The sequence below is a fragment of the Flavobacterium sinopsychrotolerans genome, from assembly GCF_900110375.1.
In the GTDB taxonomy this organism is placed as follows: domain Bacteria; phylum Bacteroidota; class Bacteroidia; order Flavobacteriales; family Flavobacteriaceae; genus Flavobacterium; species Flavobacterium sinopsychrotolerans.
Window position 1 is genome coordinate 1 of the sequence record NZ_FODN01000013.1, and the last position, 19,116, is coordinate 19,116.

14 protein-coding genes and 1 pseudogene are annotated in these 19,116 nt (G+C 36.3%); 8 read left to right on the forward strand and 7 right to left on the reverse strand.

Annotated elements, in window-relative coordinates; all coding sequences use genetic code 11:
- Window positions 1-614 precede the first annotated feature (614 nt).
- Both BMX64_RS15215 and BMX64_RS15220 read right to left on the reverse strand, forming a co-directional pair.
- Window positions 615-932 (reverse strand): hypothetical protein, encoded by a 318-nt coding sequence (locus tag BMX64_RS15215; protein WP_244273319.1) that lies wholly within the window; start codon window positions 930-932, stop codon window positions 615-617.
- Between the two features lie 232 nt (window positions 933-1,164).
- The gene (locus BMX64_RS15220) at window positions 1,165-3,588 is read right to left on the reverse strand and encodes an aminotransferase class I/II-fold pyridoxal phosphate-dependent enzyme (protein WP_091174322.1); all 2,424 of its coding nucleotides are present in this window, start codon (window positions 3,586-3,588) and stop codon (window positions 1,165-1,167) included.
- A 251-nt stretch (window positions 3,589-3,839) separates the two neighbouring features.
- On the opposite strand from BMX64_RS15220, the gene BMX64_RS15225 reads away from it, so the two are divergent.
- From BMX64_RS15225 to BMX64_RS15240, 4 genes are all read left to right on the forward strand, one after another.
- A complete protein-coding gene (locus BMX64_RS15225; RefSeq protein ID WP_091174325.1) occupies window positions 3,840-4,217 on the forward strand; it encodes a DUF7793 family protein in 378 nt (125 codons plus the stop codon).
- A gap of 37 nt (window positions 4,218-4,254) precedes the next feature.
- Window positions 4,255-5,166: a helix-turn-helix domain-containing protein gene (locus BMX64_RS15230; protein WP_091174328.1), complete on the forward strand. Its 912-nt coding sequence runs from the start codon at window positions 4,255-4,257 to the stop codon at window positions 5,164-5,166.
- Between the two features lie 289 nt (window positions 5,167-5,455).
- Entirely contained in the window at window positions 5,456-6,982 is a 1,527-nt protein-coding gene (locus BMX64_RS15235; RefSeq protein WP_091174331.1) for a MauE/DoxX family redox-associated membrane protein, read from the forward strand.
- A gap of 83 nt (window positions 6,983-7,065) precedes the next feature.
- Window positions 7,066-7,329 (forward strand): DUF6520 family protein, encoded by a 264-nt coding sequence (locus BMX64_RS15240; RefSeq protein ID WP_072944067.1) that lies wholly within the window; start codon window positions 7,066-7,068, stop codon window positions 7,327-7,329.
- Window positions 7,330-7,402: 73 nt separating this feature from the next.
- On the opposite strand, the gene BMX64_RS15245 is transcribed toward BMX64_RS15240, so the two are convergent.
- From BMX64_RS15245 to BMX64_RS15255, 3 genes are read right to left on the reverse strand one after another with little or no spacing between them, the layout of a single operon-like run.
- Window positions 7,403-9,958 (reverse strand): S9 family peptidase, encoded by a 2,556-nt coding sequence (locus BMX64_RS15245; protein ID WP_167543075.1) that lies wholly within the window; start codon window positions 9,956-9,958, stop codon window positions 7,403-7,405.
- Window positions 9,959-10,010: 52 nt separating this feature from the next.
- A complete protein-coding gene (locus BMX64_RS15250) occupies window positions 10,011-11,381 on the reverse strand; it encodes a RagB/SusD family nutrient uptake outer membrane protein (protein ID WP_091174339.1) in 1,371 nt (456 codons plus the stop codon).
- 18 nt (window positions 11,382-11,399) lie between these two features.
- Window positions 11,400-14,501 carry a SusC/RagA family TonB-linked outer membrane protein gene (locus BMX64_RS15255; RefSeq protein ID WP_091174342.1) on the reverse strand — a complete coding sequence of 1,034 codons (3,102 nt, stop codon included), beginning with the start codon at window positions 14,499-14,501 and terminating at the stop codon, window positions 11,400-11,402.
- A gap of 1,234 nt (window positions 14,502-15,735) precedes the next feature.
- Between BMX64_RS15255 and BMX64_RS15260 the strand changes: the two genes are divergently transcribed.
- From BMX64_RS15260 to BMX64_RS15265, 3 genes are all read left to right on the forward strand, one after another.
- Window positions 15,736-16,083, forward strand: a complete 348-nt coding sequence (locus BMX64_RS15260; RefSeq protein WP_091174346.1) for a helix-turn-helix domain-containing protein — start codon at window positions 15,736-15,738, stop codon at window positions 16,081-16,083.
- A gap of 331 nt (window positions 16,084-16,414) precedes the next feature.
- Window positions 16,415-16,552 carry a hypothetical protein gene (locus BMX64_RS15745; protein WP_167543076.1) on the forward strand — a complete coding sequence of 46 codons (138 nt, stop codon included), beginning with the start codon at window positions 16,415-16,417 and terminating at the stop codon, window positions 16,550-16,552.
- An 8-nt stretch (window positions 16,553-16,560) separates the two neighbouring features.
- Window positions 16,561-17,034, forward strand: coding sequence for a hypothetical protein (locus BMX64_RS15265; protein WP_091174349.1), 474 nt, complete (start codon window positions 16,561-16,563; stop codon window positions 17,032-17,034).
- Between the two features lie 95 nt (window positions 17,035-17,129).
- Here the strand turns inward: BMX64_RS15265 and BMX64_RS15750 are convergent, their stop codons facing one another.
- On the reverse strand, window positions 17,130-17,303 hold the full coding sequence (locus BMX64_RS15750) for a hypothetical protein (protein WP_167543077.1): 174 nt from the start codon (window positions 17,301-17,303) through the stop codon (window positions 17,130-17,132).
- 523 nt (window positions 17,304-17,826) lie between these two features.
- On the opposite strand from BMX64_RS15750, the gene BMX64_RS15270 reads away from it, so the two are divergent.
- The gene (locus BMX64_RS15270; protein WP_143056087.1) at window positions 17,827-18,219 is read left to right on the forward strand and encodes a hypothetical protein; all 393 of its coding nucleotides are present in this window, start codon (window positions 17,827-17,829) and stop codon (window positions 18,217-18,219) included.
- 204 nt (window positions 18,220-18,423) lie between these two features.
- Here the strand turns inward: BMX64_RS15270 and BMX64_RS15275 are convergent.
- Window positions 18,424-18,903, reverse strand: a pseudogene (locus tag BMX64_RS15275) (IS91 family transposase); the annotation flags it as partial.
- Between the last annotated feature and the right edge of the window lie 213 nt (window positions 18,904-19,116).

The following is a 19,116-nucleotide window of genomic DNA, read 5'->3' on the forward strand; positions in this document are numbered from 1 at the left end:
TGCCACTTTACTTTTTCGTTGTTTTTCTATGCTTTTTATTTAAGGGCGGGAGAGGAGTTTTCAGTTATGGGTTCTAGGTTTTTGGTATTGGGTTTTAGTGAGGAGGCTTGTAATTTTCGTTTTGCACCAGTCCTAAAGGGAGTCGAAAATTCAGCGCTTGATATTGTTTAGACTACATGGAGACTTTAAATTGTGCTACCAATAGCTTTTGTTGAAAGTAAAAATTAATTGGTATTTATTTTTCTTTTAGCTCACTTAACTTTTATTATAAGTGGTGTTCGCTGAATCTTCGATTTGCCTTGATGCAAAAGAAACAAAAGATCAAGCCTGAAAATCAAAAGCTCAAAAACTACCTTAAAGTGCCGTTCCGCAGCCCGAGCCGTTCGCCTTCCAGGCTCAACTCGCGGACTGCTGCCACTTTACTTTTTCGTTGTTTTCTATGCTTTTTATTTAAGGGCGGGTTAAGAGTGGTGTGAAGAGCGCTAACGGAATTATTATTATTATTTATTTATTGTTTATTGTTTTGGGCGTTTGTCATCTTGACAAAGGAGCGATCACATCAGTAGCTCCATAATCCTTGTGGATCTAATTTTTCATTTGAAGAGACTCTTTTTTTACTTTTTCATGAGCTGGTTTTGGTCTTCTGAAAAATTAAATAGGATTACCATGCTGCCTTTGAATGGATTGAATGAAGGTTCGTATTTGATGTATCCTTTTTCGTTTAGTTCTCTCATGCATTTGTGATACGTTGCTGTGGAGCCAATTTTGCTGGTGCGCATCACTTCGTCTCTGGTTATGCTTATTGGATTTTTGAAATGATTTATATTCCAGAATTGGAATAATACTATATATAAACTGACATGTGTAGGGTTGAGGTTCCTATCTTCGAGTATGCGGTCGAAAAATCCGGTTAGGTGTTTTATGTTATTCATTTTTTTGTAGGTTTTGATTTATAGGTTTTGGGTTTTTGGTTGGAGGGTTTAGTGTTTCATTTTGTTTACTGTTAAAAATTAAAAAGATGTAGCCTTCTTTATTGCATCGGGATGACAAGAATGGGATGCCAAAAAGTTCTCGATACATTTTTCATTCCATTTTATTCCATCAAATCCCGAAGCGTCGGGACGAACTGACGACTGTATTTTATACTTTATTTCCTTTATAGTTTTACCGTTTTTTGTCTTCGTTTTGAAGTGTACCCATTAATTCCATTGAAAAATTGTCTCTAGCCTGAATGTAGGCTACTTTTGGAATTATGGTTGCACCCAGTTTTTTCTTTTCGAAAGTTGCAGAAAAGCCAAAATCAATTTTGCTCCGATTTAGTTCCCTGCTGCGTTTGATGGTTTGAAATAGAAGTTGTCTGTAAAGTTGGAATTCTTTAGCATAATCATAATTCATTCCTATTAATGCCGGAACATAAGTTTGCTCTCTGTTTTTATAACAAAACATGATTCCGACTAATGGGTTTGAAATTTCTTCTTTTAAATATAGAAGTATGAATTCCCACTGGGAATGGTTCTCCATTTTTTTGAATACTTCTATGGGGTAGGTGAATGTATTTATGGCGTGATTGTTGTTTTTTACATTCTCATACAATTTATAGCCCTGCTCTACTTCTTCTTTTGTCAGGTTGTCTCTGATTACAATATCAAAAGCCTTTTCAAAAGGAAGCACTTCTTTCAAAAAATGTTTTCTGGAGCGGGAAGAAAGCGAAGCCGAAAATTGCTCGATATTATTCCACTCGTTGTTATATATGATGCCCGTTTCGGGCATGTTTATTTTTAAGAAGCCGTGGTTGTGAAAAATGCGATTCCATTGTTCGTCTTCTTCAAAATCTCTTAGCACCAACATGTCAGCGTTTAATTTGTGGTACACGATTTCCACTTGTTCCAGTAAAAGTGTTATGGCTTCTTTGGCTAATGGGTGCGTTTTATCGATATAACAATGATTGCCTTCGGTAAATAAGGAACCCATTCCCAAGACTTTTGATGTGAGGTGTAATGGATTTTGTTTTCTTTTTTCTTCCAGTTGCAGTGAAATCGATTCCGGTGCGAGCATGTCGTCTTTCCAAAGTCCATACGTAAAAAAAGTTGCCAGTACAGGAATTCCGCTTTGGTCTTTTATTATATAATAATGAAAGTCCCAGTTATTTTCTGGGCAATCCGAATTTGCAAAAGCATTTTCCAGAAAACACAGCCCATTCCAATCGAAGGTACTTTGCTTACCTAAAAGTTCGTTCCAGTTTTGTTTGTTTATTTTTTCTATGGATGTTTCGTATTGGAGTTTCAAGACGGTTTCTTTTTCTACATTTTCTGTAGGTAGCATTATTTCATCGATACCGAACGCTTTTTTTACTTTGTTTAGACTATTACCGGATTCTTCCAAGGCTTTTGGTAAGTGGAATTCCATGGCTTCTACTAGTGCTTTTATTTCTTCTTTTTGATTGTGGCGAGAAAGTGTAATACGGATACCGGTGTTTTTGATTGGGACTGCCGGATAAATAGCCAGATTTACATAAAACCCTTCATCAAATAAGCGTTGTACCATTTTATAGCCGGTCAAAGGTGTAGCTGTGGCCAAGAAAAAAACTGGTGAGCTATTCAGTGCAATCATTGGTAGTGCAGTTTTTTCCAATGCTGATTTGAAATATTCTATTTTTTCTGACAATGCGGATTGTAATATTGTAATCTCCGGTGAAAGATGAATGTCTGCCGAAGCGATAGCTGCAGCTACAGAGGCAGGTTCCAGTTGTGCAGAAAAAGTTAGGGGCCCTCCAAAGTTTTTAATTTTATCCCGCAGTTTTTGATTCTTGCAAAATACTGTTGCACCACTAGCTCCAAAGGTTTTGCTTAGTGTGCTTACCACAATGCAATTTTCTGGTAGTTCTTTGATAGCGTCAAAAATAAAACCGGTTCCGTTTTTGCCTTTCCAACTCATACCGTGGACATCATCAAAATAAAGATTTAGTTGTGTGTATTTTTGAGTTAAAGCCAATAATTCCGGGATGGGTGCATAATCACCAAACATTGAATATACACCATCAGCCATGTACCATATTTTGTTGCATTTGGTGGTTAGTTGTTTGATTTTATCTTCCAGCATATCCAAATTACTGTGTCTTATCATTTCTACCGGAATACCACGTAGTTTTAAAAGTTGACAGGCATTTTGTACGCTCCAATGCACTTGATGATCCATTATTACGGCATCTTCATCTCTAATGAGTGTTGGGATAATTGCTAAATGCCCTAGCGTACTGTTCTTGGTTATAATAGGCGGTATACCATACATTTGTTCGATTTTACTTTCTAATTCATAGTATAGTGGATGTGAAATGTATGATTTTGACAGTGGAAATTGTGTGCCATAATCGCGAATGGCTTGAATAGCAGCTTCTTTTAATCTACTGTCTTGTTCTAAACCTAGGTATCCAGTTGTGCCGAAATGAAACATTTCTTTTCCTTTGATTTGTATCGTTCTTCCTGTCAATACTTTGTCTTCTGCATATAAGTGTAACACACCTTCTTTTTTTGCTCCTGATAAAACCTCGTCTACTGTATCGATGAAGTTGTTGTGTTTGATTTTTGCCATATTGTTTTCTTTAGGTCGTTGTTAATTAAATTTTAATGGGTTTGTGTGTTTTAGTTTATTGAGTAATATTCTGAATAAAAAATTAATAACATTATATGTAGTTTGAAAAAATCCTTTTATGACAACTGATACTCCCGATTTGACAACTGTTGTATTTAATTATATCAAATCATTATGTTTTTGTTTAAATTAATGGGTTTTTAAATATTTTTTTTACTAAATTGTGACAATTTATTTAATTTTTTATAAAAATGATGCATAATTATCAAGATAATGAATTTGCTCAATTTTGGATTCATAATGAGATTCTCTTTTTTAAATACAAGCCGAATGTTGTCATTAATTTAATTGCCGCCCAACGTATTGTTGCTGATCGAATTCAGTTGCAAAATGAAATCGCTTATCCTATATTTTGTGATATTAGAGGCATTGTTGAAACTGATAAAGCGGCAAGGGACTACTTGGCGCAATCTGGTTCTATTCTTACTAAGGCAGTAAGTCTAGTGGGACATCACAGTATTTCCTTGAGTTTGACCTCATTTTATCTCACGATATGTAAGCCAAGTGTTCCAACTAAGCTTTTTACTGATGAGTCAGCTGCTTTGGTTTTTTTGGAAGAATATGTTTAGTGGAAGGGTACTTATTCAGGACTAATATTTACACATTATGCATCAAGAAATTAATCTGCAGCGTATGCGCAGTATGTCTCACATGCTTCTTGAAATGGCAAGGGGTAATTTTACTAATCGGATCCAAAGAACAGGGGAGGATGATGAATTAGAAGCATTAGTTATGCTTATGAATATGGTGGCAGAGGAAATGAAGGAGTCGGTTTTTCACTCGGTTTTTATTAATCCTCATCATTCCTACAGGAATCTAGTACAAAGTACTTTTATCTTAGATGAGCAATTTGTAATTAAAAGTTATAATTCTGAAGTCTCTGTATTATTGCATTTAACGCCCAATTTTTTAACTGATACGTTATTTAAAAATTTGTTGTCGGAAGAGTCCTTGTGTCTTTGGGATTGTATAGCCCAAGAAATATTGCTTGATCCCGACTATAATTGTATAGTGCAATTGATTTTTATTGCGCAAAATAAATTATTAGTTCCAGTTTATTGTTCTATTTCAAGGCTTACCAACTGCGCTATGATTTTGATTAGTTGTGTTACTACTGTAGTAGAACAAACTATTTCGAAATCTGTTATGCTTACTCCTGAAACTATTACGTTGCCGTTTGTATTAAGCCGACCTTCGGATATAGTAATGATTCAAAATGTTTATGATTATATTTTAAACCATTTGGAGCGTCCGTTGCCTTCAGTGAAAGAGCTCTCTTATATTTTTGGAACCAATGAAAATAAGTTAAAATACGGATTTAAGCAACTCTTTCGGACGAGTATTTATCAATTTTACACTAATGAACGGCTGAAAAAAGCACATCTTTTAATTGAACAGACGGTAATTCCCTTAAAGACTATTGCTTCCATGGCTGGATTTAAAACGTATCCTAATTTTTCGAAGGGTTTTAAAAAATATTTTGGGTACAAACCGATGGATATTAAGAGGAGGTTTTGAGTCAAGAAGTCAAAAGTTATGAAGTCATAAAGTCAAAAGTCATAAAGTCAAAAGTGATGAAGTTGAAAGTCATAAAGTTGAAAGTGATGAAGTTGAAAGTGATGAAATCATAAGGTTGGAAAGTCGAGAATCATACCGTTATAAGTCATGAAGTCATACCGTTAAAAGTAGCGATTACTGCACTGTACTAAAAAAACTCCTTTTTTGACAAGTTATACTCCCGATTTGCTTCAACTTATTTATTTGTTTTTCGGAATTTTATATCGGATTACATTTAAAGTTTATCGATATGAAACTACCTGCAACAATCAAAACTATTATTATCGAAACGGTATGCCTGCTTTATGTACTGTTGTTTGTATATGCTGCATTAAATAAACTTTTAGACTTTGAAAATTTTCAGGTTCAATTGGGCCAGTCACCATTGCTTAGCAGATTTGCTGAACTAGTATCGTATACAGTCCCCGCTGTTGAATTTATCATTGCTTTTACGCTTCTGACAGTACGGTTGCGTTATGCTGGTATGTATGCCGCGTTCAGCCTAATGGTAATGTTTACGGCGTATATATTTATTATGCTCCATTTTAGTCCGTTTGTACCTTGTTCCTGTGGTGGTGTATTGGAAAAATTGAGTTGGAATCAACATCTTATATTTAATATTGTTTTCGTAGTACTTATGCTGATAGCAATTTTATTATACAGAACAAATGAACTCTCTGCTAGAACGTTAAATTTTAAAGAACGATTGACAAGAATTGGTGTTACTATGATCTTCAGTGTTACCGTGGTTACTGTCTTTTTTTTATTATCGGAAGATACGATCCATCGTAGCAATAATTTTACCAGACGATTTCCTCATCATCCTACTACGTTCAAATCAGAAATTGACTTGCAATATGATTCTTATTATATTGCTGGTTATGATGACGAATATGTTTACTTAGGAAATTCCACTGCACCATTGACCGTAACCATGGTTAACATTGCTCATCAAAATAAAAAGCAATTTGTTATTCAGTTACCCAAATACAAATTTTCATATACTGCGCCGCGGTTATTAGTAAAGCCACCCTATTTTTATTTTGCAGATGGAACGGTACCTTGTATCTTCAGAGGCAGTATATCTGACTGGAAGCCAAGTTTAGTAATGCATAAAAAGGCTTATTTTTCACTGATAGCGCCTGTGAATGTTAATAAAGCCGCTCTACGTGTTATCGGAAGTAAAACGCATGAAAATGTTTTGGCGACTATTGCATATACCGACAGCCTTCACCTGAATTACACTATTCTGGAAAAGCAGATAGACGGGATTTTTGATACTGACGGAATGCTTTTATATAACGCACAGCTTGACAAAATACTTTATACCTACTATTACCGTAACGAGTTTATCATTGCAAATGATTCATTAAATTCCTATTCAATTGGTCATACTATTGATACGACTACTCAAGCCCAGATTAAACTTGCCAAAATTGATTCAAAAAAAATCACAACACTAGCCAAACAACCCGTAATTGTTAATAAAAAAACGGCCACTTATGGAAACTACCTTTTTGTAAATGCCGCTCTAATCGGAAAGTTTGAACCAAAGGATATGTGGAAAAAGGCTTCAATTATTGATGTTTATGACCTTGTTAAAAACACTTATGCCTTTAGTTTTTACATCTATGATAAAGGAGGGGAAAAAATGTCGGAATTTATAATTTCGAATGATCTTGTTATAGTGTTAATTGGAAAATATTTGACTATTAGTAAATTACGCAGCGATTATTATGTGCCTTGGAATCCAAAGATACCTAAGCAGACAAAATAATTGCGTATACAATATACCGCGCAGTATCAGGAGAAGATCGAAAACCTGTGACAGAGTAGATCATTAAATTTAATTATAACATTATGAAAACGACATTTTTTAAACCAATTTTTTCTCTATCGGCTATCGCTCTAGCCGTTTTTGGAGCATTTGCATTTACACCCGCGCCTGAAAAAGCGGAAGTAGTTGACATTTGGGGTCTAATTCCAAGTAGTAATTGTGCTGTAAGTACGGTGAAATGTGGTAATGATACCACTAAACCGTTTTGTAAAAGTGGTTCTGTTGAACTGTTTGACATGAACGAAGAACAAACTGATTGTTCTGTACATCTTTACAGACTGCAATAACAGTATGCTGTAGATTTAAAATGCAATGGCGGAATCTTACGAAGATTCCGCCATTGTTCTTTTATACTGTAATTTAAGGGATATCATTGATATCTTTACCAGTCTTCTGTTTCAAATAGTAATCAAACCAATTTTTTGTTTTAATTGTCAGATCTTTCTGCAACTCGGGAGTGAGTATGGTATGTGTTTCTCCATTGTAAACCAGGAATATACTTTTTTTGTCTAACCTTCGTAACGCCATATGGAATGAGGCGCTTTGTGTCCAAGGAATGGTCGGGTCCATTTTTCCTGCCCAACTTAGCAAAGGAGTACTAATATATTTTGCATTTGGCAAGGGTGAGTTTCGCTGATAACTATTCCAATCATTAAACGGCGATGATGTCATGCGATACTGCTCTCCTTCAAATCTCCATGTATTCGAGCGGGGAATATTTGAGGCATACGTAAAATAGCTTCCAATTAAATCTGAGATCGCTGAACCGGAGATCGCTGCAGCAAAAGTTTTAGTTTGCGTTATAATAAAAGATACTTCATACCCTCCAAAAGAGTGTCCTATGATTCCAATGTGATTTTCTTCCACAATGCCAGTTGCCTTTACAGCGTTAACCGACGATTCTACGCAATCAAGTGCCGACATTCCGGGATCGTCAATTTTATATTTAATGTCAGGCATGAGTACCAGATAATCGTCGAGAAAATAGTTTGATGGTATGAAGCCCATGGAATCATATTCAGTAGGATTGTAGTAATTGTGTAATCCATTCGACAATTTTTCGTAAATTAGAACGACCATGGGATATTTTTTACCAGGCTTGTAATTTGCAGGTTTGTATAAAATACCTTTCAGGCTATCTCCAAATTTATTCTTGTAATAAATTAATTCACCTTGACTCCAGCCAAATTTTTTGCTTTGCGGATTGGATTGCATAACAACTTTTGACAATTTGCCTGCATTATTTAAAAGCATTATCCTTGGTGGTAGTACTGAAGTTTGCTCTATACAAATATACTTTTCAGCATCATTAGCTTTTTGTATCCGATTTATTCCACTTTCCTTAAACAGCATCTTTTTAAGTGACCTATTGGGATACCATTTATAGTAACCACTTGCCATGTTGTCTCCCAGGACTTCCAAAATCAAGCCTTTGGTAAGGTCAAATTTTGGTGCGAATAAATTATCAAGATTGTGTGTCTTGTTTTCCTGATAAAGATCTGTGCAAATCCTGTAACGCACCTTATTTTTGCTGCCGTGCGTAATCTTTTGAGTTTTACTTCCGTCAGGTGATAAAAGCCAAATGTCATATTGATCATAAGCTATGAAATACTTACCGTCGGCAGACCAACCCGGACTGCCGTAAGGTGCTGGCGAACCGGAATTATCATTCTCTTTGTTTTTAAATGCTATTCCTATTTGGGCAGTTATACTCCTACGCTTTGTTTTCTCAATGTCATAAATCCACCAATTATTATCTCTGAAATAATTTATAAACTTGCCGTCAGGTGAAGTCCCAATCATGCCGATGGACGTCGCCTGTTTTTGTAAAATCAGTGATTCCTTCCCTGTTTGCGTATTTTTTAGGTATAAATCTGCCGGAGCATCATATTCATATTGGGGTTCATATCGAAGGGCATTAAAGCAGACTGCATAATTTTTATCTGCGGTCAGCATGGCTTTAGGATTTTCAACAGTACCAATTTGCATTACTTTTTCACTTTCTACAGACCAAACGGCTAGCTTCGACTCATAATTCGTGTTGCCCCGGTATTTGTTTTGAGTATATTCTAATGGGGTTGCAGTATCCCATATTTCAACCTGCTCCGTAGTAAACGGTTTATGTGGCGTAGTAATCGCAAAAAAAATGCGTTTTCCATCAGGAGAAAATATAAGTGCCGGTTTACCCAATCTCACCATGATGCGCTGTGCCATTAATGCTTCGTTAATGCTTCCATCAAGCGTGCGACTTTTTGAATCTGTGAGATTGTAATAGATAATCCTGTGGTTATCCGGAGCTAAAGTATCTTTCGGCAATTGCTGTAAAAATGCGACTGCACTACCATTTTCACTCCAGCATAAATTTTTAAAACTTTCAGCGCTATCTTGCGCAATGGTTTTTTCGCTAAAATTTTCTGCAGGATCGATAATTCGTACTTCGTGAAAGGTACTCACAGCGATTTTACCCTCACGACTAATCGTGAACTCCTGAACGTCTGGAAAAATATAGGATTTATTCGTATTGCAATCTAAAATCTGCAATTCGTTTGAACTCACATTTTTCTTCAACATTGCTAGATACTTTGCTTCAGCAAAAAATTCATGCTTACTAACATTCCTAAATGACTGCACTTTTCCAGATTTAAATTCCTGTAGGATTAAGCCTTTTTCGGGATCTGAAACTGTAACAAATCTTCCATCACTACTAAAAACGGCATTGCTTCCTGATGGGAAAATTAGTTTTTTATCTGATTTGCAATTTTGGATAAAAAGGGTGTCAGCACCATAATCGTATTGCAAACTATAGGATATCCATAAGCCGTCAGGAGAAATCGCTTCGTCCTGCAGTGTACTCCATTTTGCATAATCTGCTGTAGTGATTTTGCGATTTGCGGATTGCCCGTAACCGATTGCCACTGAAAAAATCAGCAGCACGGTTAGAGGAAATGTGTTATTAATTTTTATCATTTTAATATCCTGGATTTTGGGGTTGGAGATTATTATTAAGGAGTAATTCAGTCTGAGGAAGCGGCAGTAAAACCTGTGTATTTTGCCAACCGGGTTTTATCGGGCTCAAAACCTCGGTGGCTTTTCCTGTTCTTTTTAAATCGAACCATCTGTGTCCTTGTTCTGTAAATAATTCCATGCGTCGCTCTTGTGCAATCGCTGTCAGTAAACTTTCCTGCGTATCTGCCGTTGTATTTGGGAGTCCCGCACGAGTTCGAATTTTATTTAAATCATCTTGTGCTCCCGGGATGTTACCCAAGTGAGCATAAGCTTCTGCACGAATCAAGTATTGCTCCGCAAGACGGAATAAAATCGAGTATTCCTGAGAAGTACCCGTATTTGCAGTTTTTTTGTATTTGAATGCGCAATACCACGTACCGGAGCTGTTTGTGACCGTTTTAATCCAAAGATTTCTTCGAAGATCATTACTTTCGAAGGCGCTTACAAGACTGTTTGCGAGCGAAGGTCTTATTGGTGGTCCACTCGAAAAAACAAATGTCCTTGCCTCTTTTGTATTTACTCCCGCAACTCCCGGATGCAACGCCCATATAATTGCTGGCGATTCCCGAAGAAATTCTTTTGCCGGGTTACCTTCCCAAGAATATAGATTATTTGCAATCACTTCTGATGCTTTTTCTTCTGCCTTAACCCAGTCTTCTGTGTAGAGGTAAACTCGCGATAACATTGCCGTTGCTACAGCCTTATTTGCGCGGACCCTTTCTATGACAGGATAATTTTCAGGCAGTACACTTTCGGCTTGTGTCAGATCGGAAATAATATTTTGCCAGACCTGCGCTTGTGGTGTTTTGAAGATCGTGGTATTGTTATTATAATCCGTTGTAGTTACATAGGGAACATCACCAAATACATTTACCAAGTAAAAGTGCAGGTACCCCCGCAGGAATAAAGCTTCACCAGTTAGTCGTGCTTTGTCTTCGTCAGGAATGGCGGTTGAATTTGCTAATCCTTCAAGGATTGCATTTGCTGCGTAAATTTCTCCGTACGTTCCATTCCATAAAGATGCTATCAAGCTGTTTGAAGGAACAATTGTATGATTATTAAACTGCTCCATGTCGATACTTGAACCATGAAATTGCATTTCATCCGAATAGTTCGCCATTAAACTTGATAGGCCGCCTGGTGTGCCAGTAACCATCCCGTCTTCTCGCAAGCGTGCGTAAATATTAGCCATTGCTGCATTTGCTGTAGTCACATTTTTAAATACTGCCGGAGAAGTAAGCTGGGATTGCGGTGTATCAACTTCGGTAAAACTTTCGCAGCTGTAAAGCCAACATACGATGATGGCTACAATTATTCGATTTATATATTTCATTTGTACTATTTTTTAAGATTAGAATCCTAACTGAAAGCCTAAAGTAAACTGTCGTAAGGGAGGTACCGTTATTGTAGATTGGTTTTCCGGGTCAGCACCGCGATAGTGTGTAAAAGTGAACAGGTTTTGAGTTTGCAGGTATACCCTTCCTGTAAAAGTTTTTGACCATGCGGACGGAATTGTATAGGAAAGATTTACACTTTTGAGCCTGATAAAAGAGGCGTCGCTAAATGCCGCATCGCTTTCGATAAAATTGTAAAATGCGTCTACCACAGCAGAATTATCCCCTGTTGTATATTGCTGTGCTATCGCTCCGGTACCGTTCAGTGGGAAATGATTTCCAATTTCGGCAGGCTGATTTGTAAAAGTTCCTGCCAATGAAGAAGAATACAAATAATTTTTGCCTTGTTGTTTGACATACTGAAAAAGAAAATCAAACCCCCAATTTTTATATGACAGCTGATTACCGAAACCGCCATAATATTTGGGAGCTGTATCGACAACTTTTTGACGGTCACTATCGAACGTTATTTGTCCGTCACCATTGTAGTCCTGAAAGGTATACGCACCAGAATTAGGGTCAATTCCTGTATGGTTGAAAACCTTATTTATAAACAATGATTCTCCCACGACCAAGCTATTTGCATAAGTAGAGCTTTCAAGGTTTGGAAATGCCATCAGTTTATTTTTTGGGACTGTCAAGTTTAGAGTTGTTGTCCAGGAAAAATCCTTTTTGCGAAAGTTGACAGTTCGCAATTCCAATTCAAAGCCTGTATTTTGAACGGTCGCATCAAGATTGGACTGAATTGAAGCAAAGCCGGTTGTACCGGGAAGTGGAACTCCGACCAATTGACTTGACGACTGGTTTTTGAAATATGCTGCAGTTAGAAATATGTTGTCATTTAAAAAACCCAGTTCTATCGCCGCTTCTATTTTTTTATTTGTTTCCCATCCAAAATTGGGATTGAATAAACGTGCTGGTGTTAAGCCAACCACGCCATCATAAAGATATCGCGACACTTCGTATGTATCCAGATACTGGTAATCTCCAATCTGGTCGTTTCCTGTAATCCCATAGCTGCTCCGAAATTTAGCAAAACTCAGCACCTCATTGTTTTTTAGAAATGATTCATTTGATACTAACCATGCAGCACCGATCGCACCGAAACTTGCAAAACGGTTTTCCGGCCCGAAGCGACTTGAACCATCGCGTCGAGCTGTCAAATTGATAAAGTATTTTTCTTTAAAATTCAGATTTAAACGGGCGAAAGCCGCTGTGTAATTGTATTCAACAACCTTATGATTGAGTACAGAAACCCTTGTTGCCGCATCAAGGTTATTTATAAGCGCATCACTAGTAAAACCTGAGCCTGATTGTGCCAATTGTGTCGTTTTTTGATTTTGGAATGTAGTTCCGATAAGGAAATTCATCGCGATTTTGCCCCAACTTTTTTCATAACTCAGTTGCGGCTCAATAATCCACGATTTCCCGTTTCCGGAGCTCAGATATAAAGAAGCCTCATGGGTTGAGGTGTCAAAAGGATTGAATATGCTTGTGGGTCTTGTGTAACTTTGCGATACGCTAGTGTTGTTATATCCCAGGCTCGTTTTTAGTTCAAGTCTTGGAAGTATCTGGTAAGACAACAGTGTATTGGCGATGAGGTTTTGCATACTGTTCAGATATGTTGCCTGTAAATAGGCAAGAGGATTATCAAAGGTTCCTTCTTCCCAATTTAAGTTGCCGGCAGCGTCATATAGCGCAGGTGCATTTGGTGCCAAAGCATAAGCACGGGCAGTCAAATCCCTACCCGGCAGCGTGTTTTTATCACTGGAATAGTCTGCTGAGAAATTCAGATTAAAACGCTTGTCGGCAGACTTATGGGTTATGCTGCTATGAACCACTCCTCTACTATAATTCGACTCCCCTGGAAACACGGTAGTTTCTTTACGATAGGTTGCGCTAAGCAAATACTGCGTATTTGGATTTCCTCCGGAAACTGATGCCTGAACATTGTTTATGTATGCCGTTCCTCCAATCAGTTCCTTTTTCCAATCCGTGTAGCGGTTTTGATCCCATGTTCCGTTGATGTCATAGGCATCGGCGGGATATTGGGTTATTCCATCATTAGTGAATGCTTCTGCACGCATTGCGAGATATTGCGGGGTATGCATCAGATCTAAAGTGCTGGTTACTTTTCCAACCGTAGTAGAGGCATTTATGTTAAATTTTGTTTCGCCAGCTTTACCCTTTTTTGTCGTAATTAATACTACGCCATTTGCCCCACGCGAGCCGTAAATAGCTGTAGCATCAGCATCTTTTAGCACTACTATACTTTCAATATCTGCAGGGTTTAAATTATTGAGAGGGTTTGTTACACCTAAAATGGCAGTAGATGCAATAGTTGAATCTCCTAATGATTGTGATGAATAGGGTAGCCCATTTACAACATAAAGCGGTTCGTTGCCATCCGAACGAATGCTATTGATTCCGCGAATTTGAATACTGAAACCACCTCCTGGAATACCTGTGGATTGAATGATATTTACACCGGACATACGTCCTTGCATGGCAGCCAGGGGATTGTTGACGGGTTGTGTTTCAATGTCCTTAGCGGTTATTTTAGAGATACTACCAGTTCGTTCGCTTTCCTTGACCGTATAATAGCCCGCATTGACTCGGACTTCTTGTAAAGAAGTTATATCTTCCCGTAATTGTATGTTGACAGTTTTACGGCCGTTTATGGGAATTGTTGCTGATTTGAATCCTATAAATGAGATCATCAAAGTATCTGTAGCAGTAGCTGTAAGTGTGTATTGTCCGTTGAAGTCAGAGTTCACGGTATTGTTTCTTTTTCCTTTTATGGAAATTGTCACGCCGGGTAAAGGGCTTGTACCATCCGTTATAGTACCGTTTATTTGGTTTTGTTGTTTGTATTGCCACAAAGGCACAACCGCGGAACGTTTTGTTTGTGGTCGTTCCTTATTATTATTATTATTATTATTATTATTATTTGGGGAAGGATTGTGCGCTAGTGTTGGGGAAATGGAGTTCAGATATATTCCGAGAATTAACGGATATATAAATGGCTTCCAAGACCTATAAACTGAAATTTTTTTCATATTATTGGTTATTGGTTAAATAAAATGTGAGTTTTGTTTTGCCATGGTCCTCTATTTTAGCTTGCCGGCGCGTTAGGGGACTTTTTTTGTTTAGTTATAAGTTATGGGTTATGGGTTAATGGTTGTTGCTAAATAACCTGTATCTCAACCATAAAGCCACAGCCACATCGTTGCTATAAAAAGTATAATTATTCCTATTTGCATTTGTTTGTAGTATTTCATAGGCATTTTTTTAGTTATGGGTTATGGGTTATGGGTTTTCGTTTTGGGTTGGGGTAAAACATCCTGCACCATTTATTAATAAATTCAAATTAAATTAATGAGATCTTTTGCTCAAAGAAGTTGTCGGTGCAGGTGATTTTTAGTTACTGGTCTTGGGTGTTAGGTCATGGGTTACTGGTTTAAAGTTGGTATAGAAATTCCCGACCAGTTAGGAAAAGGGTGTTTTCCTGACTGGGATTTATGAATAATGGGATTAGGATTTAAAAAACTCCTTTTGCTCCCCTTTCTGATACAAACTTTAAAATCTTAATATACCATTTGGAAAATAGAAATAAAGGCAATACTTTTAAAGTGCGAGTTTAAAGAGTAAGAGCTTTGATCTAAGTGCCAAAAGCATTTTAGGTTAGGGTTGCGGTTTGATATAGAGAGGATTGTTATTTTATATGATTCCCTTTTTTTATATCAAGTTGCAGTTAAACACATCAGTGCTAAAATTCTGATGGGGGAAGTGTCTCTGATAAGAGTACTTCTCGGTGTTTTTCTATCCTAACACACTATTTATTTCAGTTTTGGGATAACAAAAGGCAGCTTGCTTTTAGCAGGTAGTTAAGGTGGTTTGGTAACCGTTGTACATAAAAAAATCGTTCTCATAATTTATAGGTTTATGGTTATGGAACGATGTATTTCTTGGTATGAAGGGTACTTGCAGAAAAAAGCAAGGAGCGGTTTCACACTTTAGACTCATGGGCGACCAAACCCGTCTTCTAAATCTTTCGATTTAAAAGTTACCATCTAAAGCTTACGTGAGAACCGCTCGCATGCCGTATGCAAAAGTAAGAAACTTTTTGACATGGAGCGACTTCACGATACTCTCGAAGGTAAAATTGGTCGTTTTGAGTCGAGAAAACATCGTTTTAATTATGCCAAAAAAGGCTAATTGTCAGTTCGCTAGAACAAATATAATAAAAACTATTTATAACCCAACATATTGGGTTGTTAATTTTAAAAAATTATGATAAAAAATATTACTTTCGATACTACTCAATTTGATTTTGACTTAATAAATCACGTAAAAAAGTTACGTGGAGATAAAAAATGGTCACAAGATGAACTCAGTTTGAAAATGGGAGTCGCTAAAAGTTTTGTAAGTAATGTTGAATCATTTACTCAACGACACAAATATTCTACGCGTCATATTGCATTATTAGCCAAAGCTTTCGGGTATAAAAATATTTCAGACCTGATGAAGTTTCCTACTCCTCAATATGATAGAATTAAAGTAACGGTAAAGCAAACTATGAATGAAAGCGGTACTAAAGCTTTGAGTTCGGAGGTGGTGAAGATTGAGCATTTAAAATAATTATACTGTAATTTAAATGTATTTACGGAAAATCGTAAAGTATTATGAAAATGCTTTTGTATGTTTGGTTTGTGTAGTAAAAAGCTATTTTATGGTACAAAGCAACTTAATTTGGGTGGATTGTAGTCGCTTTGTGGCTGGTATAAATGATTATAGGTAAGCTGCCATTAGCACAACGAAATAGTTGGACGATATTTAGATTCTACTGAAGATGCAAATTATAAAAAAACTTATGTAGTTATAGCATTTAATTATAATAGACCAATTACGCTATAAGAAAATATGATAGATATGATGTTGATACACAAGATTTTCATATTACATTTGCTATGTGAAAACTTCTACATTACATATAGAAAAACCTTCTAAAGGACTTTTACAATTAGTTCGTGAAATACAAGCTGATAAAGAAGCACGTCAAAAAGAAATCAAAGCTAATTGGAATAAGTATTTCCCTAAAGAGAAATAAATAATTCTATGGCTGTAGATATTGATATTCCTTATTCCACAAAAGAAGGAATAGATTACCTGATAAAGTTTACTCAATTTCCAAAAGATAGATTACCTGAAGAAATAACAATTCCTGTTGTTGATATTGTCATTGAAACTGATGCTAATATCAATGATATAAGTAATAGTGCTTTTTCTTTATTGCAAATAACGCAAATTATTCGTGATTATGCAGTAGAGCATGATGCTATATATTATTGTTATTGCAGTGACAAACCTATTAAAAGATCTAAAAGTAAAGCACATTTAAATCATCAGGAGTACCGTAGTAAACTATTTTGTAAAATGTTTGAAAAGAATAATAATTCAGATTTCATAAATAGAACTGTTATAATTAATGATCCTCAAAAAGGAAATCACCATATACATTTAATTACTAAACTAGAAAATGAGCATTTTGTGGATTTAATATCCGATTCACTAAACGAGTTTGACAAATAATAAACGGCTGCTAACAGCTAAGTTTTTATTGCGCAGTACGAACAATGAAACCCGTGTTGAACGGAACCGGAGGTAGTTTTAAAAAGCACTGTTTTTTAGCTGTAGGATTTGAAGCCTGGAATTATACTATGTAGGGATAGATGCTGAAAGGCATCTTTTTCTGTTTTATAGCGGTATGGAATACTTGTCAATTCGGGATTACTACTTGTCAAAAACGGAGGAATTGATTTCATGCTAAAAGAGGATTCGGTATAGGTTCTATATTTCATACGGTTTTGGGTTTTTAGTTTTGGGTCTTTGCGCGAGAAGGAAGATTTATGAGCATTTGAGGAATAGGCATTATAATAATAGCTGGAAGAGTAGGGGAAGGGGATTTAGGTTATGGGTTTTGGGTTTTAGGTTTTGGGTTTTGGGTTCACCTTGATCCTAAATGAGATTTAGTGAAAAGGGAATAGTGAAAAGGGAGAGGTACGTTTTATGAGTATTTGAGGAATAGAAATTATAATGATAGGGGGAAGCGATAGAAAGATGCTGACGAGGTGTCTTTTTTTGTTTCATAATGGTAGGTAAAATGTAAGCTTCATAAGCGTGTCCTGACTTTTTACCAATGGTTTGACCCGTTAAAATGATACAATAAATAAAAAATATTTTGGATGGTTTGTACTCTTTTTTCGGTTATTTTTGAAAATGTATAAGACGAAAAAAAACCTTCGTCAATCTACCTCAAAATGGATGTATGTGAAGGTTTGTTTCGGGTCTGTACTGGTTGTGTACAATTGTAAAAATCGAACTATGAAAAGAATTTTATTACTTTTAATTTGTTTTACCGCTTTATCTTTTACCCATAAAAATATTGAAGAATATAATTTCATTGGAAAATGGGAAGGTATCGACAAAGGTATAGCCGGATGTATTATTTTTGAAAAAGATGGAACTGCTTCGATAAAAATTGGTGATGACATTTTAGGAGGTAAAGATTATTATATAAACGGAAAAAAAGCAACTATTACCTATAGTATCGATACTACAACAAAACCGATCCGTATTGATTTTATCATGCATTCAGAAGGTTATGAAATACCTGGAAAATTATCATTTATTGCAGAAATAATTGATAATAATTCTTTTAAGTTCATAAGTGTTAAAGGGAGTAATTCAATGCTATTAACAAGGATTCAAGAATAACTGCGCACAATAGCTACATTGCAGCACGAACCAAGAAACTTGTGTGGAACGGAAATGCTCTACATGCATCCCTTATGGGTTTTTTGATACATGTGTAAGAAGAATTTCAAGAGGCCATTGCGCCTCTTTTTTTTGGAGTAGTTTTTTAGGTGGTTTTAATGTGTTTTCCGTCACTTTTCGGCATACCTGTCCTTACCCGTAAAGTTAGTTTTCACAGGGATTCGAGTTTTGACTAACGCCAAGATACCAAGCAGGTGGGCCACGCTGGTCAAAAACCGCTATTTGATGTAAATTGCCTCTTTTACAGCAAGGACATTTGGGTAAAAAAGGTTTATTTTCTACTTTTTCCAATGCTTTTACCTTGAGCTTCTTCTGCAAAAGCTTCAACTTTTGACGTTTCCAAGTACTGCTCAAAAAGCCATAATGACGGATTTTCACAAAGCGTTTGGGCAAAATATGCAACGCAAAACGCCTGACAAACTCCTGATGCGTCAGTGTTATTTATTTTTTGACACGCGCTAGGCGGTAATCCTTGTACTCAAAAGTGACGTTTTGATTTTCAATGGCTTTAATTCTGTGGTTACTTATAGCAATTTTATGGGTGTATCGCCCTAAATATTCCACCACTGATTTTGGGCTTCCAAAAGTTTTCTTAGCAAATACCACCCATGTTTTTTGCAATAATTCCTAATGAATTATCAACCTAAGTGACTACAATCTACTACAACAATATCTAAAAGTATTGGCTTTACATTTTGGGACTCTAAAAGTGATTTTTAAAGCTTTTACGCTTTTTACGCTTTGTTTTATTTTTATTATCATAAAGCGACTTTTACCAAGAAGAGTTTTAATTGTAGTTTAAATCATATATATTTACTCAATAATTAACCAAATAAT

What these genes read in the sequence shown, in the direction of transcription:
- BMX64_RS15215 (WP_244273319.1), bottom strand. Translation starts at nt 932, where the DNA reads ATGAATAACATAAAACACCTAACCGGATTTTTCGACCGCATACTCGAA.
- BMX64_RS15220 (WP_091174322.1), bottom strand. Translation starts at nt 3,588, where the DNA reads ATGGCAAAAATCAAACACAACAACTTCATCGATACAGTAGACGAGGTT.
- BMX64_RS15225 (WP_091174325.1), top strand. Translation starts at nt 3,840, where the DNA reads ATGATGCATAATTATCAAGATAATGAATTTGCTCAATTTTGGATTCAT.
- BMX64_RS15230 (WP_091174328.1), top strand. Translation starts at nt 4,255, where the DNA reads ATGCATCAAGAAATTAATCTGCAGCGTATGCGCAGTATGTCTCACATG.
- BMX64_RS15235 (WP_091174331.1), top strand. Translation starts at nt 5,456, where the DNA reads ATGAAACTACCTGCAACAATCAAAACTATTATTATCGAAACGGTATGC.
- BMX64_RS15240 (WP_072944067.1), top strand. Translation starts at nt 7,066, where the DNA reads ATGAAAACGACATTTTTTAAACCAATTTTTTCTCTATCGGCTATCGCT.
- BMX64_RS15250 (WP_091174339.1), bottom strand. Translation starts at nt 11,381, where the DNA reads ATGAAATATATAAATCGAATAATTGTAGCCATCATCGTATGTTGGCTT.
- BMX64_RS15255 (WP_091174342.1), bottom strand. Translation starts at nt 14,501, where the DNA reads ATGAAAAAAATTTCAGTTTATAGGTCTTGGAAGCCATTTATATATCCG.
- BMX64_RS15260 (WP_091174346.1), top strand. Translation starts at nt 15,736, where the DNA reads ATGATAAAAAATATTACTTTCGATACTACTCAATTTGATTTTGACTTA.
- BMX64_RS15265 (WP_091174349.1), top strand. Translation starts at nt 16,561, where the DNA reads ATGGCTGTAGATATTGATATTCCTTATTCCACAAAAGAAGGAATAGAT.
- BMX64_RS15750 (WP_167543077.1), bottom strand. Translation starts at nt 17,303, where the DNA reads ATGAAATATAGAACCTATACCGAATCCTCTTTTAGCATGAAATCAATT.
- BMX64_RS15270 (WP_143056087.1), top strand. Translation starts at nt 17,827, where the DNA reads ATGAAAAGAATTTTATTACTTTTAATTTGTTTTACCGCTTTATCTTTT.